Raw genomic sequence first — 17,728 nt, forward strand, 5'->3', positions numbered from 1 at the left:
TCTTTTGAAGCGGTTGGTCATGGATTTCGATTTTCAGCGTGTTCGCAAGGGTATTGCTCTGTTCGCCAGCCTGGTCTGTGCCTCGGCTTTGTCGGGCTGCATTCTGGTCCAGGATACCAGTCGCATGAACATCGAGGTGTTCCAGGACGAGGTGGCGCCGGTATGGTACGAGCCTGCCCGCGTCCAGCCGGCACCGGTGCAGCCGGTTCCGCAGCGCCGCGAGCTCTATCAGACACAGTTCCATCAGACCTACGGGCTACCCGTTTCCAACCCGATGCATCGCATCATGTACGGCGAACTGCGTGATGAAGACCGAACGCTTCCCGCGCTGCCGCTGACCCGGATCGATTCAAGCCTGCTGCGGCAGGAGGTTGCCTATCAGACGGCCGAGAAGCCCGGCACGATCGTCGTCGACACCAAGGCGCGCTACCTCTATCTCGTACAGCCCGATGGTAAGGCCATGCGCTATGGCGTCGGGCTTGGCCGCGATGGCTTCGCCTGGAGCGGCCGCGGAATCATCCAGTGGAAGCAGAAATGGCCCCGCTGGACGCCGAGCGGCGAGATGGTCGAGCGCCAGCCGAATTTGCGGCCCTTCGGTGCGGAACAGGGTGGCCTCGAGGCTGGACTGAACAACCCGCTCGGAGCCCGCGCGCTTTACATCTTCCAGGATGGAAAGGACACGCTGTACCGGGTGCATGGCACGCCGGACTGGCAGTCGGTCGGCAAGTCGACGTCGTCGGGTTGCGTGCGCATGTTCAATCAGGACGTCATCGACCTCTACGACCGGGTCGGAGACAAGGCGCCCATCGTCGTTATCTAGCGACTTCCCTCCGCCGATACGGAATCTTCACGGACACGCGCCATGATCGCCGTGGCGATGCCTGTTGCAAGTTTGCCACCGTCCTGCTGCATTGCGGAAAGGGGCGATGGCGGGGCGGAACATTGCCATAATTGCGGCATTTATGATTTCACGCCTTCCGGTTTTCACGAGGTTCCTCCAAGCCCATGACGTCGTCCTTTTCTTCTTCGCGCCGCAGCTTTTTGTCTCTGTCCGCCGTCGGTGCCGCCAGCCTGCTGGCCGGCTGCGCATCATCCTATCCATCGCGCGGTCCGGTGCAGACGACGATCACCTATCGTGACGGCATGCCGCGCCCAGCTCCGCTTGCCGGCGGCCGCTCGCCGGAACTCGACGCGATGTATGGCGAGACCTTCGATGGCGGTTATGTCATTCCGGCCGTGCCTTACCAGCGCATCGAGCCCCGTTTCTATCGCCAGCGGGTTGTCGATCCGACCGGCGAACGTCCCGGCACGATCGTCGTGGATACGCCGCGCCGCTTCCTCTATCTCGTGGAGCCGGGCGGCACGGCGATGCGCTACGGCGTCGGCATCGGCCGTCAGGGCTTTTCTTGGCGGGGCGAGGGTGTGATCCAGTGGCGGCAGAAGTGGCCGAAGTGGACACCGCCCACGGAAATGATCGCGCGGCAGCCCGAGCTTGCGAAATACTCGGCGGAAAATGGCGGCATGTCGCCAGGCTTGAACAATCCGCTGGGTGCCCGTGCGCTCTATATTTTCCAGGGCGGCGAAGACACGCTCTACCGCCTGCACGGCTCGCCGGAGTGGAATTCGATCGGCAAGGCGGTTTCGTCCGGCTGCGTGCGCCTGATGAACCAGGATATCATCGATCTCTATGATCGCGTGCCGAACAAGGCCCGCATCATCGTTCGCCAGTAGCGAGCTCGGCATTCTCGAGGTTGCTCGTCAGCGCTTTCAGCCTCTCGCGCAACTCCACGAGTTCGCCGACGGGGCAGCCGGCTGCGGCGCCGATTGCCTGCATGATCCGCGCTGATTCCGGCTGCAATGCCCGGCCTCCCTCGGTCAAGGTCACGAGCACCTGCCGTTCGTCGTCGTCGGCGCGCCGCTTCTCTATCCGTCCGGCCTGTTCCAGACGCTTCAGAAGCGGCGAGAGCGTGCCGGAGTCGAGGCCGAGCTTCTCGCCGATCTCCTTTACCGTCAGTCCGTCCTTCTCCCAGAGCGTCATCATCACGAGATACTGCGGGTAGGTGAGGCCCAGCGGCTCAAGCAGAGGCTTGTAGGTTCGGTTGAAGGCATGTGCCGCCCCGTAGATGGCGAAGCAGACCTGCTGGTCCAGCGTCACCTTGGTGTCGGGGCGCTTCTGGTCGTCGGTCATGTCGATCTCCGCATTCCTCGCATTGTGGCAATTCAAGTGGCTCGGCGCAATCGTTCAAAAAATACATTGCGCACAATTTAATTTTGCATTATGTAATTTCCATCATCACCGCAAACAAGGAGTTCAGCAATGCCGATTCTCTATACCGCTCATGGTCACGCTACCGGCGGCCGCTCCGGCAATGGTGCCAGCGACAATGGTGTTCTCGACGTCACGCTCACGACGCCGAAGGAACTCGGCGGCGACGGCGCCACCGGCACCAATCCCGAACAGCTTTTCGCCGTCGGCTATTCGGCGTGCTTCCTCGGCGCCCTGAAGTTTGTCGCCGGCAAGGAAAAGGTGAAGATCCCCGAGGATGCCAAGGTTCACGCCGATGTCGGCATCGGTCCGCGTGACGACGGTCAGGGCTTCGGGATCGAAGTGAAGATCTCTGTCGAAATTCCGGGTCTGGAACGCGAGCTGGTGGAACGTCTCGCGGCTGCCGCCCACATCGTCTGCCCGTACAGCCATGCCATGCGCACCTCGACCGAAGTTCCAGTCACGGTGCTCTGATCTCTCCTTGATCCACCGCCCGAAGGCCGGCTTCCAAGCCGGCCTTTACCTTGATCTTGTCTGGAGATGATTTTTTCCCTATATTCTTTCTCAGGAAAGGATTAGCTGTGCTTCATTCAGCAGATCAGGTGAGAATTCCGGCAACGGAAGGCGCGACGGTCACCAAGGCCGTTGTCTCGGCGGCGGACAGGCTGGGCCTTTCGGCACGGCAACTCTCAGCCGTTATCGGTGTATCGGAAGCCACCGTCTCGCGCATGAAGCGCCTGGACTTCCTTCTGGAGCGCGGCACCAAGCCTTTCGAGCTGGCCCTGCTTTTCATCCGCCTGTTCCGTTCGCTGGATGCCGTGACCGGTGGCGATGAGGCGGTCGCCAAAGCCTGGCTGCGCGGCTCCAATACCGCTTTGCCTGCGGCACCGCTCGATAAAATCTCCTCCATAACCGGCCTGGTCGATGTCCTTGGATACCTGGACGCCCGCCGCGCTCTCGTCTGAAGCGCATCCGCTGGCGGGTGCGTTCTGGCGGCTCGTCGAGGCGCAGCATCAGGTCTCAACCATGAAACTCGTCGACAGCGTCGAGGAGCAATCCCTGCTGGAAACCTTGCTGGAGGAGACCAAACCGTCGTTCCCGCCGGAATGTGCAGGCCTCGATTACCTGCTCGCCACGCCGTTCCGTTATGGCTCGGTCTATCCGCGCGGCTCCCGTTTCCGCAGGGCAGGGCGGACCCCGGGTGTCTTTTACGCCGCCGCTGCCGTCGAGACCGCGCTGGCCGAAATGATCTTCTATCGCCTTCTCTTCTATGCGGAGTCGCCCGCCACTCCTTTGCCGGCCAATGCCGCGGAGTACACGGCGTTTTCGGCGTCGGTCGACACCAAAAGGGCGATCGACCTGACGCTGGCGCCCCTGAACAGGGATGCAGCCCACTGGCGCCATCCGACAGACTATACCGCTTGTCAGGCGCTCGCCGACGCCGCACGGGACGCGGATATCGAGGCGATCCTCTACCGGTCGGTCCGCGATCCACGCGGAGGGCGTAATCTCGCGCTACTGACGGCGAAGGGCTTTGCCACGCCAGGGCCGGTCGAACGCCAGACCTGGCGCATCCGTCTCGGTTCGGCATCGGTTCAGGCCCTGTGCGAGTTTCCGCGCCGGCGTGTGGGTTTCTCCGTGAGCGAAATGGTTTCCGGAGATGCCCGCCTGTCCAGGCGGTTCGGATAAAAAGCCTTCTCTCCACCCTCGACGGATCGAGAGCGGAGAGAAGGTGCCGGCCGGCGATGCGAATTTCGGATTGCTCAGGCGTCAGGCGGCGCGGGGGCGGGTAAGTTCAGGTGCGCCGAGCTCGAGCAGATCGCGGCGAAGGGAGTCCGGATTTCCCGACGACAGCTCGGCTTCGATTTCCCTGTGCGTGTCGGTCCAGATCGGCAACGCCGCCGACAGCACCGCCATTCCTGCGCTCGTCAGCTTGAGCAGTTTCCCACGACGATCTTCCGGATCGGGATCCACCGCCACCCACCCGCGGCTCGTCAGTGGTTTCAACGCCGCCGTCAGTGTCGTGCGATCCATCGCCAGAAGTCGCGCAACCGGCGCCATGGAAGGCGGCTTCGGGCGGTTCAGCGACATCATCAGCGAGAATTGCTGGTTGGTCAGCCCCAGACTCTTCAGTGCGACATCGAACCGACGCGCCAGCACCCGTGCCGCCCGCTGCGCATGCAGGCACAGGCAGGTGTCCTTCACGTGGATCGTCGTCGAATAGGGAATCGTCGGCTGATTTGACATGCCTCAAATATGTTGATATCAACGTAAATGTCAAGCGCAAAGAAATGAGGAGGAAGGCCATGAATGCTGTGGTTTCGAGGGAGGAGTGGCTGGAGGCGCGCAAGGTGCTTCTTGCCCGCGAGAAAGAGGTCACGCGTCTGCGTGATCGCGTGAGAGCCGAGCGGCTGGAACTGCCCTGGGTGAGGGTTGAGAAGGACTACATGTTTGATACGCCGCAGGGGCGGCGGTCGCTTTCCGATCTCTTCGACGGCCGTAGCCAATTGCTCGTCTATCATTTCATGTTCGGGCCGGATTGGGATGCCGGATGTCCCGGATGTTCGTTCTTCGCCGATCATGTTGACGGCATGCTGCCGCACCTCAACAATCACGACGTGACGCTGCTGACGGTATCGCGTGCGCCGCTCGATAAGATCGAGGCCTACAAGCGCCGCATGAACTGGCATTTCCCTTGGGTTTCCTCCTATGGCAGCGACTTCAATTTCGACTACCACGTCTCCTTCACGCCCGAGCAGCTGGCCTCCGGTTCGGTCGATTACAATTTTCGCCAGACGCCGCGCGAGCAGGCGCATGACGAGCTGCCGGGCATGTCCGCCTTCTATCGGAACGAAATGGGCGAGATCTTCCATACCTACTCGCAGTATGCACGGGGAGGGGAGGAGGCCCTCGGTGCGCTCATGATGCTCGACCATGCGCCTCTCGGCCGCAACGAGACGGGTACGCTGAGCTTCGTGAAGCGCAAGGACGAGTACGAGGTGAAGCCCCAGGCGGCGTCGTGCTGCCACTCATGACAATGTTCTGGGAGCAAAGACTATGATGGAATCGTCGAAACCCCGCGCCGAGCATCGTTTTCTCGAGCGACTCGTTGGCGACTGGCTCGTGACCTCGACCAACACCCAGTCGGATTACGATCCGGATGATCCGAAAAAGCGCTGGACGGAAAACGTACGATCGGTTGGTGGTCTCTGGTTTATCGCCGAGGGTGGTGGATGCATGCCGGACGGTGAGCGTGCCACAATGATCATGACCCTCGGATACGATCCATCGGCTGGCCAGTATGTCGGAAGCTGGATCGGGTCGATGATGGACAAGTTCTGGATCTACCGCGGCTGGGTGGAGGCCGACGGCCAGACCCTTACGCTCGAGGCCGAGGGCCCGGATTTCGACGATGCGTCGAAGACCTGCGTTTATCGGGATGTCATCAGCTTCCTTGATGATGATCGCCGCACCTTTTCGGGCAGCGTCCGCAAAGAAGACGGTCGTTTCCAGACTTTCATGACGAGTGAAATGAAGAGGGTCCGCTGAGGCCGCTCGAACGAATAATAACGGAGATACGCCAATGCACGGCAGTTTTATCTGGCATGAGCTGATGACCCCCGACCCCGAAGGAGCGAAGGCTTTTTATTGCGAGCTGATCGGTTGGGGAACCGAGGAAACGCAGATGCCCGGCTTCACCTATACCAGCTTCACCCTGCCGGGCTTTTCCTCCGGCGTTGCAGGTATGATGCCGCTGATGCCGGATATGAAGGAGCAGGGCGTTCCGCCGAACTGGACGGGCTACATTGCCGTTGACGACGTCGATGCGATGGCAGCCGACTACCAGAAGGCGGGCGGTACTATCTGTCGCCCGGCGGAAGACATTCCCGGCATCGGTCGTTTCGCGGTGGTTGCGGATCCGCAGGGTGCGGTCGTCTGCATCATGACGCCGAAGATGCCGGAGGGCGGGACCGGCGAATGGCCGCAGCCCGGAAGCGTCGGCACCGTCGGCTGGAACGAATTGATGGCGGGCGACTGGGAGAAGGCCTGGGATTTCTATTCCGCCCGCTTCGGTTGGGAAAAGGACATGGCGGTCGACATGGACGCCATGGGCATCTACCAGACCTTCAAGCTCGGCGACCGCGGCATTGGCGGCATGATGACCAAGCGTCCTGAAATGCCGATGCCTTATTGGGGATTCTACTTTATCGTCCCCGCGATCGATGCGGCTGTGGCAAAGGTCGAGGAGCTCGGCGGCAACGTCCTCATGGGACCGCATCAGGTTCCGGGAGGATCATGGATCGCCGCATGCCAGGACCCGCAGGGAGCCTATTTCAACCTGACATCAGGGTCGCGCTAAAAAAGAGAAGGGGCCGGTGGCGACGCCGGCCCGACTTTGTTTGGGTGGATGAGCTGATTCATATCGGGATGGCTCGATTTTCTAATGGATTCCGCTAGAGCTTGGTGCGCGACGAAGCCTCGTCGCTTGTTTTCAACTCTGGGGACACTCCGTGAAATCGATCCTCCTTGCCGCCATGCTGGCTTTCGCGCTGCCGGTATCCGGCTTTGCCGCAACCCTGAACCTTCCCTCCGACGACGCGCCGGTCGCGACCGTTACCATTCCCGACAAATGGTCTCCGACCGAGATCGACCACGGCGTCGAGGCCGTATCCGAAGACGAAGCCGTCTACATTTCCTTTGAGGTCGCCGACGAAAAGTCGATGGACAAGATCATCGAGGATATCTTCGCTTTCCTCGAGGACAACGGTGTCACCGTCGATCCCAAGTCTCAAGGCGAGAGCGACAACGAGATCAACGGCATGAAGGTCTCGACGATCGAATGGGAAGGCGAGGACGAGAGCGGCGCGATCAACGTCGGCGTGACGATCTTTGCTCCAACGCCCGGCAAGATCGTGATCATGACCTACTGGGGCAACAAGGAAGAGCAGGAAAAGCATCTCGACGATTTCGTCGCGATCCTCGCCTCCGTAAAGCCCGCGAAATAGTCACGGGTAAACTGCGGTGTCCGGCGAATGGCCGGGCATCGCTTCAAGCCGGTTGAAAAAACGTGCTTCTGCTCTGGATTACCGCTGGCTGCGGCTGCGTGCGACAGTCCGCCGGACCGGCGTCTTGCGCACCTTCTTTTCTTCGGCGGCTGGGGCTTCCGCCTCAAGCTTCAGTCGTGCAGCGCGAAGTGCTTCCGTCTTCCGTTCACGCTCCGCCGCTTCGGCATTGATGATCGACCAGGCTGCATCGTCTGTTGCCGCTGCTTTGTCGCGGGGCGAAACGCGCGTCGGCTTGGTTTTTGTTTCGATCTCGGTTTCCGTGGAAATCGTCATTCCGCTTTCTCCTGTCGTTCCGAGGTTCCGGGAGGCGCATCCGCCTCGAACCGGATTGTCATGCTGTCGGCACCCGATCGGCAAAGCCGAGATGCGGGACCGTCAGTCGTGGCACCTTAGCGGCTGGCGCTCTTGCGCGGGCTCGGCAGCAGGCCTTCGCGCTGCATCTTCTTGCGAGCCAGCTTGCGCTGACGGCGGATCGCCTCGGACTTTTCCCGAGCCCGACGCTCGGACGGCTTCTCGTACGACGAGCGCGCCTTCATCTCGCGGAACACACCCTCGCGCTGCAGCTTCTTCTTCAGAACCCGCATGGCCTGTTCAATATTGTTGTCTCTGACGAGGACCTGCATCTTCGTCCTTTCCGGGGAAATCCCCTTGTCTCGATCTTTGGGAACGCGGCGGGGGGCGCCGCACGAAACAAAAAGGTCGGGCGTTACCCCGACCTCTCCAATGTCACTCTAGCCTTCGCTGCCAGTACATCCGTGGTCAGCAGTGGCGAATGACAAATTAAGCCGCGCGGAGGTTGTCCGCAGAGCTCTTGCCCGAACGCTTGTCCTGGACGATGTCGTACGAAATCTTCTGGCCTTCGACGAGCTGGCGCATGCCTGCACGCTCAACGGCAGAGATGTGAACGAATACGTCGGTAGAACCTTCGTCCGGCTGAATGAAACCAAAACCCTTGGTCGTGTTAAACCACTTTACGGTACCAGTCTGCATAACGATCTCCTTTCAATCGTTTGTAGTGCACCGGAAGAGACATTCTCCCGGCAAGATCGACGTTGAAGGAAATCTGACGGAGCGTTCTGGACGCGTAGACAAAGGTCGCAACAAATCTTCGATGACCCAAAGATAGTCGCTTTGGCTTCCAAAAGCAAGGAAACGGGGTGATATATTTCAGTTGGTTCGAAGCGGCGTGGCTTCCCGCTCGCGACCCCACACTGTCATCATCCCGTCGGTGACCAGCGGGATTGGGTAGGTGGCTTGCCTAGGTGTGTCGTGGGCGAGCCGATTCCGGCAGGCCGAAAATCCGGTCGAAGCCAAGGTTGAAGATATAGGTGTAGGCCAGGAAATAGAGCAGCAGGCCGGCATTTGTAACAAAAGCCTCCCGAACCGGAACGCCGAGCGCCAGAACCAGCACCGGGGTGAGCACGATGGTCAGGCCGCTTTCAAACAGCAGGGCGTGCACCACCCTGCGCTTCGTCGACCGTCCTTTCACCGGATTGCCGCTCTCCCACCATTCGAACAGTGTCGTGAACACGAAATTCCAGGCCATCGCGACTGCCGATGACGCCACGGCGGCGACGCCGGCCGATAGACCCTGATGCCCCAATGCCATGAGGATCAGCCCGCTCGACAGGATGGCAAGGCCCTCATACGTGATGACATAGATGATGCGGCGGAGGACGGGAGACATGAGCGGCCGGGGTTGGAATGGGGGCGGCAGGTTTCTGTTCCCGCCATCGGAGATCGGACGATGGAAGCGGGAGATGAAGGTGTCCAGTTTTTTCTCGGACGCCGTCTATCTTCGCATCACCCAGAATCGCGGAACTTACAGCCCCACCGCCTTGCGCAGCGCCTCGTTGATTCGCGATTGCCAGCCTTCGCCGGTGGCCTTGAAACGCTCGACCACCTCGGCGTCAAGCCGGATGCTGATCGCCCGTTTGGGATTGTCCGATTTCGGCCGACCGAGCTTTCGGTCGATCTTCTCCGCTAGATCGGGAAACACCTCGCGGAACGGCCGCGCTTGCGCGAGCTGTTCGTCGGTTGCTTCCGGGTTGTCGGAGACGTCGTTCCAATCTGTACGGCTGTATCCGCGCCCCTCCTGAAATGCGGTCAGGATTTTCTTACCTCGAGTCATGGAAGCAATCTCCTTTCCGTCGTCTTGGCCGGTCGCATTGAAATCACAGAAAGTCCTTCCGTTCCCAATCGAGCGAAGATCACCGTTATTGTTCCGTCAGCAAGGCGTCCTATCGCCTGAAACCGGGTCCGCTTTGCGGCAATAACGACCGCGCTCTCGAAGAACGTCAGTGTCAGGTCCGCGAAGTCGAGGCCGTGTTTGTCGATATTCGCGAGCCGCTTCGGCTCGCCCCAGACGATTTCCATAATTTATGTATATACGGAAACTTTGCAAGGCCTACCGTCAAAAGGAGGGGTTTCGCCCTAGGCACGGTTAGCCGCGGGATGGCAGCAGTATGATCGAAGCGCCCACCAGGCAGATCAGCGCGCCGCCGATATCGAACCGGTCGGGCCGCTGGCCCTCCGCCAGCCACAGCCACGCGAGGGACATGACTATGTAGATCCCGCCATAAGCCGCGTAGGCGCGGCCGGCAGCTTCGGCCGGAACAAGGGTCAGCAGGTAGGCGAACAGCGCCAGCGACGCCACGCCGGGCATCATCCACCACGCGGACCTGTCCAGCCTGAGCCAGGCCCAGAAGGCGAAGCAGCCTGCGATTTCGGCCAGAGCGGCAGCGCCGTAGATGAGATAGACCATTCCTCTCCCTTCGTGAGGCGGCCGGTTGTCCTAGCGCCTCAGGCTGCCCAGAATGCCACGCACGATCGCCCGTCCGAGCGAATTGGCGACGGAACGGGCGGCGCTCTTCATGGCAGCCTCCACCACCGTCTCGCGCTGGTAGGATCGTCTGGTGGAAGTTTTCGAACTCGGCTGAGATGGCTCCTCGTCGTTGCCGAAGCCGGGCAGGGTCCAGCGACCGGCAGCGCTGTCGTCATTGCTGGCCTTTTCCTCGGCCGCGCGTTTGGCCGCCTCTGCTTCGACAGCTTTTTGAGCGCGCTGCGTGAGGATTTCGAAGGCGGACTCGCGATCGACATCCTTGTCGTACAGGCCGGCGACGGGGCTGACATTCATGACCGATTGCCGTTCGGCATCGGTGATCGGGCCCACACGACCCGCCGGCGGGCGGATCAGCGTACGCTCCACCATTGAGGGCACGCCCTTGCTCTCCAGCGTCGAGACCAACGCCTCGCCGATGCCGAGCGTGGTGATGGCCGTGGCACAGTCGAAGGCGGGGTTGGGACGGAATGTGTCGGCAGCCGTTCTCACCGCCTTCTGCTCTCGCGGGGTATAGGCGCGCAGGGCGTGCTGCACGCGATTGCCCAACTGCGCGAGAATGGTTTCCGGAACGTCGAGCGGGTTCTGCGTGACGAAATAGACGCCGACGCCCTTGGAGCGGATCAGCCGGACCACCTGCTCGACACGCTCGATCAGCACCTTCGGCGCGTCGTTGAACAGAAGATGCGCCTCGTCGAAAAAGAAGACGAGCTTCGGCTTGTCGGGATCGCCGACTTCCGGCAGTTCCTCGAACAGTTCCGACAGCAGCCAGAGCAGGAAGGTCGCATAAAGCCGCGGGTTCATCATCAGCTTGTCTGCGGCGAGCACCGAAACGGCGCCGCGCCCATCCGGTGTGGTGCGCATGATGTCGGTGATCGACAGCGCCGGCTCGCCGAAGAACTGTTCCGCGCCCTGTTGTTCCAGCACCAGCAGTCCCCGCTGCAGCGAGCCCACCGAGGCCTTGGAGATCAGCCCGAACTGCCCGGAAAGCTCGCTCGCATGTTCGGCCATGTAGTTGAGCAGCGCCTGGAGATCCTTGAGATCGAGAAGCGCCAGTCCACCCTGGTCGGCGATCTTGAAGGCAATGTTGAGCACACCCTCCTGCGCTTCGGAGGCATCCATCAGCCGGGCAAGCAGCAACGGCCCCATTTCCGCGATCGTGGTGCGAACGCGGTGTCCTTTTTCGCCGAACAGGTCCCAGAAGATGACCGGGAACTCCTGCGGCTGCCATTCCGTGAGGCCGATCTGCTGCGCGCGGGCCGTGATCCAGTCCTTGGGTTCGCCCATGGCCGCGATGCCGGAGAGATCGCCCTTGATGTCGGCGCAGAACACCGGCACGCCGGCGTTCGAGAAACTTTCGGCCAGGCCCTGCAGCGTCACGGTCTTGCCCGTGCCGGTGGCGCCTGTCACGATGCCGTGGCGGTTGGCGTATTTGAGGTCGAGATATTCGCCCTTGTTCAGGCTTTCGTCCGGATTGCGGCTGGTGCCGAGAAAGATCTTGCCGTCGACGAGCATCTGGTCCCGGTCCTCCTGGACGTTTGTAGGCGGCGCCGCGTCGTTTTGGCGCCAACTCCATCTTTTCATTGAATCATCGTAGTGCTCTTATAAGGATTGTGTAAACCACCGACAACAACAGCCGCGTCCATTCACGGGCTGTGGGGATTGCCTGTGGCGAACGTGGTGGCGGCTTGTCGCGACCGGGAAAATCAATTACGTTGACGTTAACGTCAAATAATGCGCCAGGAGGGCCCAATGAACGAACTCGTCACCCGCATCGCCAACAATGTCGGCCTTGAACCCGAAGTCGCCGAAAAGGCGTTGGGCATGATGCTTGGCTTCCTTCAGCGCGAGGCCGCCGACGGTCCGGTCGCCAAGATGATCGAATCGCTTCCCGGCGCTATCGACCTCGTTGCCAAGCACAACGGCGAAGGCTCCGGCTCCGGTCTTCTCGGCGGGCTGATGAGCGCCATCGGCGGCGGCGGCATCATGGGCCTCGGCCAGCAGTTGATGTCCCAGGGTCTCGGAATGGGCGAAATCACCGCGCTCGCCAAGGAAACCATCGCCGCCGCCCGCGAATATGCCGGTTCGGACGTCGTCGACGAAGTCGTCGCCTCGGTTCCTGGCCTCAGCCAGTTCGTCTGATTTTTATTGCATCGAATGAAAGGCCGCCGGGGCTAACACCCTGGCGGTTTTTTGCGGTCTTCCCGGTTGCAGTCTACTTGAGCTCCGACCGTGAAAACTGTCGCACCGAGTCCAGCGCCTCGGCGATCTGGTCGAACCAGCCGTTTTCTCTAAGGTGACGGCGCGTGCGCTCGTTCAGCCCGCCTTTGGTTTCGTGCTCGTCCGCCAGCCCGAGAAGCGGTTCTGTCGACACCAACCCGGTTTCCGCAAGGCCTGAAAACATCGACCGCACGTAAAGGTTCGCCGCCTCCTCCGAAACACCCTTGCCGCCGAGCCAGGTGACGAGGCTTTCCTGCATTTCGAAGTAGGTAGACATAAAGCCGCTCGCGCTGCCCATGGCGACGAGTTCGTCTTCAGAATGTGGTATGATGACGTCGCCCAACGGCGCGATCAGTCGCTCAATGTCAGGCACCGCGGGGAAATGCACGACCGGTCCCTTGCGGGTGGCGATGGCGGGCAGGGGTAACACGCGGCAGACTGTCGAGGAGGGTGCGATACCGCCAAGTTCTGGAAGCCTCAGCCCCGTTATGAACGAGCAGACGATCTGGCCGGGCCGGAAGCGAACATCCTGCAATGCTTCCTCTACCTGTGCCGGGCGCACGCCGAGAAACACGATGTCGCTCTCTTCGGATACCTCGGCATTTGACTGCGCGCGTGTCACCGTTTCGAACCGGTCGGCGAGACTCAACGAGAGATCTTCCGACCGCGGCGATACCAGTATGGGATTGCGGTGGCCGGCAGCCAGAAGTCCCTCGATAAAGTAGGTCGAGATCGCGCCCGTCCCGATGAAGCCAAGTCGTTTCATGCATGTCTCTCTGTTTGCGCAGTCGATCGTGCTGCGCTGTCCCTAGGTGTCGACCACCTGCAGCTCCGGCAGACCGTCGACCTCCAGCCGCATCCGACCGCGCTCCGGGCGGGTCAATCGAATCGGCCCACCCTTCTCGTCCAGCCGGCGGCGCAGCAGGATGAGGCGTGTTTCGAGATTGTCCTTGAAATCCGGTAGCTGGAGGCTTTTGTCGCGCCGTATCTCCCGGTTCAGGAAGTCCTGGCGCCCGCTTGTCGCGTACTGTTCCAGCATGTGCCAGAGCAGCCGCCCCGGCACGCCACGGATCAGATACTCGCCATCCACGAAAAGCGATGCATCGCGGGGATAGAAGCGGAGTGCCACAACGCTCTTGCCGCCCGCATGGATCGGTGCCGACGGAGCGGCGTGTGCCGTCTCCGGCTCGTGCCGCTCGCGCTCGTTCATGGCGTAGGAAAGCGAGAGCGCGAGCTGCGCGGCAATCACCCGCAAGGATTGCTCGTCGGCGTGGCGGAAGGTGAAGGCCTTCTCGGATTCGGTAAACAAGACGCCGATCAGCCTGCCTTGCGCCAACATCGGCACGGCGAGCTGGCTCAGCGGAGCAGGGAGCGCCGGCAGCGGGATATGCACGCCTCCCTCGGATCCGGACATGGCCCGAACCGCCGCCACGTAGCGGCGTCCTCGACTGAAATCGGTCACCCTGACCGGTTCCATGGCCTTCGCCGCCAGACCGATTACCCCATCGCCGAAGGCGATTTCCGACCCGAAGCCGAACTGTTCGTAACCCCGGCTGGCGATTGTCGTCAGCCGCGAGCGGCTCTCGTCAGGCACCAGCACCATGCTGTGGCGGAAGCCGAAGAGTTCCTCCAGTCCTTCCAGCGCGCAGTCGAGCAGCTTTTCCGGATCGCTTTCCTCGCTCAGGCATTGGGTCAGCCTCGCGGTCTGGGAGATGTGATCACGGCCCGCCTCTAGTTGTGAGGGAAGTTCCAGCGGATGAGCCGCCGGCACCGGCCGGCAGTCCTCGACCCGATAGATATCGACCGCCTTCAGCTTCATGACATGGCTCATGCCTTGCTCAAGCAGCGCCAGATGGCGCTCCACCTGATTGAAGATACGCCCGCTGTCTTCGGAACCGGAAAAGACGAGATCGAGGATATGCTGCTGGCCGGTGAGGCCGTCGACGACCATGACCGTCGCCAGCCCGTTCGCCGCGACGTTGTCGGCTGTCTTGGAAAAGAACTGGTTCGAGAGCGCGACATGCTGCTCGTCCACATAATAGACGTGCGAGAGGTAGGAGACGTTCGGCACGCCATAGCGGTCGGTCGTCGCGATGATCGAGGGAATGACACCCTCGAAGCTGTCGCGAATGGTTGAAAGCGGAATCATGCCGCCGCGTCTCCTCTCGCGTTGATTTTCTGGCCTGCGCCGGGACCCGGGGTCTGCCGGAATATGTCGAGTGGACGGAAGGTCACGACGACGAGATCGCGATCGCTGAGCGTGCTGGAAAGCTGCAGCCGGCTGACGCCGACCGAGGTCATCAGCTCCAGCTGCTCGCGGACATAGCGTGCGCCCCATTCGCTTTCGGCGCTGTCGGCCGGGTGTGTCTCGGTAATCACGCCCTTGATCTGGTAGGCGTGATATGTCTCCGGATTGACATAGGTGGTCGCGACCGGCAGGCCGGCGCGGGCGTTTGCCACCGCGCGCGGCCACTGGCTTGACGAGACGAGGACGGAGACGAGCCCCGTGGCCGCGTCAAATCGGGCTCCGGAACCGCGCCCGATCATCGGTCGATGTGCTTCGTCGCGTGTGGCAAACAGCATCATCACCCTGCCTTCGATGAAGGCCACAATATCGGATGAGAGCAATTCGATTCTCCCGGAACAACTTTAAATACTTAGGAAGCTTTTAGCAGAAGCGCGAGACGATTAGGAAGCATTTAGGAAGCGTGCGCCACACAACAGGTCTATTCAGCCGCCGATCGCTGGCCGTCAACGGGACGGCTGCAACCGAAAAAGGCAGCAAGACCATGACCCATCACATATCGCTTACCGACATACCGGATCTCAACGGTCGCTATGACCTCTATGGCGCTGTGCACAAAGGTCTCCGAAAGGCCGGATGTGACCTCCTGTGTCGCCTCGGCTCGACCGACTTCGACAACGCGGATGAATGCGAGGCGGTGCTCGGCGACCTCAGGACCTACTTGATGCTCGCCGCCTCCCATGTGGTCCACGAGGACGACAATATCCATACCGTCCTGCAAGAGCGAGGTGTTTCGACGGGAACCGTCGACGACCAGCACGATGAGCATCGGGAAGCCTTCGCCGATCTCGAGAAGCTCGCCGTTTGCGTCAGCAGGGCGATCCCGATCGCCAAGCGTGCCGCCGGCCGCAAGCTCTATCTCGCCTTCGCGGCCTACATCGCAGAAGACCTCGCCCATATGCACGAGGAAGAGACGCAAACGGCGCCCATGCTATGGCAGCATTTTTCCGACGCCGATCTCGCGGCTGTCGAAATGCGGATCGTCAGCTCTATGTCGCCGGAAAAGAACATGGCCTTCATGCGCATCATGATCCCGGCGATGAATCCCGCGGAGAGAGCGGCCTTGCTTGGCGCCATGCGCAAGGGTGCGCCTCCGGAGGTCTTCGAGGCTGTCATGGATTTTGCCGTCCGTCCGTCCCTGCCGCCCAAGGCCGTGGACGATCTGGTCGACCGCCTGAAGCTTGCGGCGTAAGCGATCATGAGACTGCTCGCCATTTTGCCGTTCTTGCCTGCAGCGCGCGGGTCGGTCGCCAAAGGACCGCATCTGCGGCCGAGGACCGACGAGCCTCCAGTTGGGGGTCCCGTGACCCGCACATCGCCGGTCTCTCCTGCAAGAGGCTTGCCGCTCCGCATCCGCCGCCCCGTCAGGGCGTCCGGGCTCTGATCACGCCCAATATCTTGAAGGACTGACCCCCCGCAGTCTTTCCGCTCGTCTCCGACATTCCCCGATGTCGGGGACGTTGCCGTTTCAACGCCTGATAGCCACGATGAAAAGCCGGGGGAATTTGAGCAGCGATCGTCCGTCCGCCATGGGAGGATAGGCCTTCGCGATGCGTGCGGAATAGTCGGCGAGAAAGCCCGCCTCGTGTTCCGCTCCGGCCGCCTGGAGATACGGACGAAGGCCCGTGCCCTTGACCCATTCAACGATCGCCTGCGGGTTCGCCATCGGGTGATAATAGCTGGTGTGCCAGACATCCACCCGGGAGGAGACAGGCGTCAGCGCATCCATGTATTCAGCCGGTGAGGGCAGGCGGGCCCGCCGGATGCGCCCGTCGGCAAAGGCTGCGGACCACGGCCCGGCCAGGCCCGTCTCTTCCATGGCGAGGTGGCTCGGCTCTCCAAGATTGTCAGGCATCTGGATTGCCAGCACGCCACCCGGTTTCAGCTCCTTCATCAGGCGGACAAGCAGGCCGAGATGATCGGGCAGCCATTGGAAGACGGCATTGGCATATAGAAGGTCCGGTGGTTCCGGCGGCAGCCAGGTCGAAAGGTCGGCTTTGTCGAACCCGACATCCGGTAGCCGCTTCCGCGCCTTCTCCAGCATGTCGTCATCGCTGTCGAGGCCGCGAACGGCGACTGACCCGAACCGTTCGACGAGCAGTTCCGTCGAATTGCCCGGACCGCAGCCCATGTCCCAGACGACCTCGGCGTCGCCAAGCGGAACCTGTGCAAGGAGATCGCGGGCGGGCCGCGTCCTCTCGTCTTCGAACTTCAGATACTGCGCCGCCGACCATCCAGGCATGTCAGGCATGCTCCGGCAGGCTGTCGAGCGACGGCAGGATCAGGTCCGGTGGCAGGTCGCGGTATTCGTCGGGCATGCCGGTGCGATTGATCCAGACGGTGCGGAAGCCGAACTTCTTCGCACCCGCAATGTCCCATCGGTTGGAGGACTGGAAAGAAACGGCGCTGGGATAAACGCGGTAGCTTGTCGCCACCAGATCGTAGACCTGCGGCGCCGTCTTGTAGGTTCTCAGATCATCCACCGAAAACACGTCGTCGATCACGGCGTCCAAAGCCGCGTTCTTGACTGCGGCCGCCAGCATGCTCGGCGAACCGTTGGAGAGGATCGCGATCCGTGCGCCGCGCGCCTTCAACCCGCGCAGCACCGCCGGCACTTCCGGATAGCAGTCTAGCACCCAATAGGCCTTCAGCAGATCGGCCCTGAGGCCCCGGTCGATCGACGGCATCCGGTCGAGGCAATGGTCGAGCGCTTCCTCCGTCAGTTGCCAGAAGTCGGCATAGGCTCCCATCAGCGCCCGCACCCAGGAATATTCGAGCTGCTTGGCCCGCCACATCTCCGAGAACCGCACATAGTCCGGACCGACCCTCTCCGCGTGGCGCCGCACCGCGGCGTGCACGTCGAACAGCGTACCGTAGGCGTCGAAGACATAAGCTGAATGGGTCATCGCATGCGATCCTCGTGGCGTCGCGAAGGTGGGCCACACGTCTTTTCTGCTGCAGTATCGCATGCCCGGCCCTCCCGGCGAAGAGGGCTTGCCTATCACTTTAGTTGATCGACCGATCAGCCAAGT

At 61.6% G+C, this 17,728-nt stretch carries 26 protein-coding genes; 11 read left to right on the forward strand and 15 right to left on the reverse strand.

The annotated features are described in order from the left end of the window. Nucleotides 1-19 precede the first annotated feature (19 nt). Nucleotides 20-820, forward strand: coding sequence for a L,D-transpeptidase (locus J5J10_RS11940; protein WP_211930037.1), 801 nt, complete (start codon nucleotides 20-22; stop codon nucleotides 818-820). Between the two features lie 185 nt (nucleotides 821-1,005). Next, nucleotides 1,006-1,731 (forward strand): L,D-transpeptidase, encoded by a 726-nt coding sequence (locus J5J10_RS11945; protein WP_208548738.1) that lies wholly within the window; start codon nucleotides 1,006-1,008, stop codon nucleotides 1,729-1,731. Here J5J10_RS11945 and J5J10_RS11950 read toward each other — a convergent pair. Next, on the reverse strand, nucleotides 1,715-2,188 hold the full coding sequence (locus J5J10_RS11950; RefSeq protein ID WP_211930038.1) for a MarR family transcriptional regulator: 474 nt from the start codon (nucleotides 2,186-2,188) through the stop codon (nucleotides 1,715-1,717). The genes J5J10_RS11945 and J5J10_RS11950 overlap by 17 nt on opposite strands. A 129-nt stretch (nucleotides 2,189-2,317) precedes the next feature. Here J5J10_RS11950 and J5J10_RS11955 point away from each other — a divergent pair, with 129 nt between their 5' ends. From J5J10_RS11955 to J5J10_RS11965, 3 genes are all read left to right on the forward strand, one after another. Continuing rightward, entirely contained in the window at nucleotides 2,318-2,740 is a 423-nt protein-coding gene (locus J5J10_RS11955; RefSeq protein ID WP_211930039.1) for an organic hydroperoxide resistance protein, read from the forward strand. A gap of 107 nt (nucleotides 2,741-2,847) precedes the next feature. Continuing rightward, nucleotides 2,848-3,231 (forward strand): MbcA/ParS/Xre antitoxin family protein, encoded by a 384-nt coding sequence (locus tag J5J10_RS11960; protein ID WP_211930040.1) that lies wholly within the window; start codon nucleotides 2,848-2,850, stop codon nucleotides 3,229-3,231. Further along, a complete protein-coding gene (locus J5J10_RS11965) occupies nucleotides 3,191-3,955 on the forward strand; it encodes an RES family NAD+ phosphorylase (protein ID WP_211930041.1) in 765 nt (254 codons plus the stop codon). Before J5J10_RS11960 ends, J5J10_RS11965 begins: the two co-directional genes overlap by 41 nt. Nucleotides 3,956-4,036: 81 nt before the next feature. On the opposite strand, the gene J5J10_RS11970 is transcribed toward J5J10_RS11965, so the two are convergent. Continuing rightward, nucleotides 4,037-4,513, reverse strand: a complete 477-nt coding sequence (locus J5J10_RS11970; protein WP_211930042.1) for a MarR family transcriptional regulator — start codon at nucleotides 4,511-4,513, stop codon at nucleotides 4,037-4,039. Nucleotides 4,514-4,572: 59 nt separating this feature from the next. Here J5J10_RS11970 and J5J10_RS11975 point away from each other — a divergent pair, with 59 nt between their 5' ends. From J5J10_RS11975 to J5J10_RS11990, 4 genes are all read left to right on the forward strand, one after another. Further along, nucleotides 4,573-5,301, forward strand: a complete 729-nt coding sequence (locus J5J10_RS11975) for a thioredoxin family protein (protein ID WP_211930043.1) — start codon at nucleotides 4,573-4,575, stop codon at nucleotides 5,299-5,301. A gap of 25 nt (nucleotides 5,302-5,326) precedes the next feature. Beyond that, nucleotides 5,327-5,815 (forward strand): DUF1579 domain-containing protein, encoded by a 489-nt coding sequence (locus J5J10_RS11980; protein WP_211931220.1) that lies wholly within the window; start codon nucleotides 5,327-5,329, stop codon nucleotides 5,813-5,815. A 34-nt stretch (nucleotides 5,816-5,849) separates the two neighbouring features. Then, nucleotides 5,850-6,626: a VOC family protein gene (locus tag J5J10_RS11985; RefSeq protein ID WP_211930044.1), complete on the forward strand. Its 777-nt coding sequence runs from the start codon at nucleotides 5,850-5,852 to the stop codon at nucleotides 6,624-6,626. A gap of 151 nt (nucleotides 6,627-6,777) precedes the next feature. Continuing rightward, nucleotides 6,778-7,272 (forward strand): histidine kinase, encoded by a 495-nt coding sequence (locus J5J10_RS11990; protein WP_211930045.1) that lies wholly within the window; start codon nucleotides 6,778-6,780, stop codon nucleotides 7,270-7,272. A 78-nt stretch (nucleotides 7,273-7,350) separates the two neighbouring features. On the opposite strand, the gene J5J10_RS11995 is transcribed toward J5J10_RS11990, so the two are convergent. The 8 genes from J5J10_RS11995 to J5J10_RS12030 all read right to left on the reverse strand — a co-directional run bounded on the left by J5J10_RS11995 (nucleotide 7,351) and on the right by J5J10_RS12030 (nucleotide 11,686). After that, complete coding sequence (locus tag J5J10_RS11995; RefSeq protein ID WP_211930046.1) at nucleotides 7,351-7,605, reverse strand: hypothetical protein; 255 nt, start codon at nucleotides 7,603-7,605, stop codon at nucleotides 7,351-7,353. A gap of 116 nt (nucleotides 7,606-7,721) precedes the next feature. After that, nucleotides 7,722-7,955, reverse strand: coding sequence for a 30S ribosomal protein S21 (rpsU, locus tag J5J10_RS12000; protein WP_208548749.1), 234 nt, complete (start codon nucleotides 7,953-7,955; stop codon nucleotides 7,722-7,724). 157 nt (nucleotides 7,956-8,112) lie between these two features. Continuing rightward, nucleotides 8,113-8,322, reverse strand: coding sequence for a cold-shock protein (locus J5J10_RS12005; RefSeq protein ID WP_208548750.1), 210 nt, complete (start codon nucleotides 8,320-8,322; stop codon nucleotides 8,113-8,115). Between the two features lie 268 nt (nucleotides 8,323-8,590). Beyond that, a complete protein-coding gene (locus tag J5J10_RS12010) occupies nucleotides 8,591-9,019 on the reverse strand; it encodes a PACE efflux transporter (protein WP_208548751.1) in 429 nt (142 codons plus the stop codon). A 135-nt stretch (nucleotides 9,020-9,154) separates the two neighbouring features. Next, complete coding sequence (locus J5J10_RS12015) at nucleotides 9,155-9,463, reverse strand: BrnA antitoxin family protein (RefSeq protein WP_211930047.1); 309 nt, start codon at nucleotides 9,461-9,463, stop codon at nucleotides 9,155-9,157. Further along, on the reverse strand, nucleotides 9,460-9,708 hold the full coding sequence (locus J5J10_RS12020) for a BrnT family toxin (protein ID WP_211930048.1): 249 nt from the start codon (nucleotides 9,706-9,708) through the stop codon (nucleotides 9,460-9,462). Before J5J10_RS12020 ends, J5J10_RS12015 begins: the two co-directional genes overlap by 4 nt. 67 nt (nucleotides 9,709-9,775) lie before the next feature. After that, nucleotides 9,776-10,096, reverse strand: coding sequence for a YnfA family protein (locus tag J5J10_RS12025; protein ID WP_211930049.1), 321 nt, complete (start codon nucleotides 10,094-10,096; stop codon nucleotides 9,776-9,778). Nucleotides 10,097-10,126: 30 nt separating this feature from the next. Next, nucleotides 10,127-11,686 carry a helicase HerA-like C-terminal domain-containing protein gene (locus J5J10_RS12030; RefSeq protein WP_211931221.1) on the reverse strand — a complete coding sequence of 520 codons (1,560 nt, stop codon included), beginning with the start codon at nucleotides 11,684-11,686 and terminating at the stop codon, nucleotides 10,127-10,129. 237 nt (nucleotides 11,687-11,923) lie between these two features. On the opposite strand from J5J10_RS12030, the gene J5J10_RS12035 reads away from it, so the two are divergent. After that, nucleotides 11,924-12,313, forward strand: coding sequence for a hypothetical protein (locus J5J10_RS12035; RefSeq protein ID WP_208548755.1), 390 nt, complete (start codon nucleotides 11,924-11,926; stop codon nucleotides 12,311-12,313). Between the two features lie 73 nt (nucleotides 12,314-12,386). On the opposite strand, the gene J5J10_RS12040 is transcribed toward J5J10_RS12035, so the two are convergent. Genes J5J10_RS12040 through J5J10_RS12050 form a run of 3 tightly spaced genes read right to left on the reverse strand, consistent with a single transcriptional unit; the run spans nucleotide 12,387 to nucleotide 15,019 of the window. Then, nucleotides 12,387-13,157: an NAD(P)-binding domain-containing protein gene (locus J5J10_RS12040; RefSeq protein ID WP_211930050.1), complete on the reverse strand. Its 771-nt coding sequence runs from the start codon at nucleotides 13,155-13,157 to the stop codon at nucleotides 12,387-12,389. A gap of 42 nt (nucleotides 13,158-13,199) precedes the next feature. After that, on the reverse strand, nucleotides 13,200-14,540 hold the full coding sequence (locus J5J10_RS12045; RefSeq protein ID WP_211930051.1) for a GAF domain-containing protein: 1,341 nt from the start codon (nucleotides 14,538-14,540) through the stop codon (nucleotides 13,200-13,202). Next, a complete protein-coding gene (locus J5J10_RS12050) occupies nucleotides 14,537-15,019 on the reverse strand; it encodes a hypothetical protein (RefSeq protein ID WP_211930052.1) in 483 nt (160 codons plus the stop codon). The genes J5J10_RS12045 and J5J10_RS12050 overlap by 4 nt, the downstream gene beginning before the upstream one ends. 161 nt (nucleotides 15,020-15,180) lie before the next feature. Between J5J10_RS12050 and J5J10_RS12055 the strand changes: the two genes are divergently transcribed. Beyond that, the gene (locus tag J5J10_RS12055; protein ID WP_211930053.1) at nucleotides 15,181-15,888 is read left to right on the forward strand and encodes a hypothetical protein; all 708 of its coding nucleotides are present in this window, start codon (nucleotides 15,181-15,183) and stop codon (nucleotides 15,886-15,888) included. Nucleotides 15,889-16,164: 276 nt separating this feature from the next. Here the strand turns inward: J5J10_RS12055 and tam are convergent, their stop codons facing one another. Then, nucleotides 16,165-16,938: a trans-aconitate 2-methyltransferase gene (gene tam / locus J5J10_RS12060; protein ID WP_211930054.1), complete on the reverse strand. Its 774-nt coding sequence runs from the start codon at nucleotides 16,936-16,938 to the stop codon at nucleotides 16,165-16,167. A 1-nt stretch (nucleotide 16,939) separates the two neighbouring features. Next, nucleotides 16,940-17,602 carry a haloacid dehalogenase type II gene (locus J5J10_RS12065; RefSeq protein ID WP_211930055.1) on the reverse strand — a complete coding sequence of 221 codons (663 nt, stop codon included), beginning with the start codon at nucleotides 17,600-17,602 and terminating at the stop codon, nucleotides 16,940-16,942. Nucleotides 17,603-17,728 lie beyond the last annotated feature (126 nt).

It is taken from the genome of Ciceribacter sp. L1K23 (assembly GCF_018122705.1).
GTDB lineage: Bacteria > Pseudomonadota > Alphaproteobacteria > Rhizobiales > Rhizobiaceae > Allorhizobium.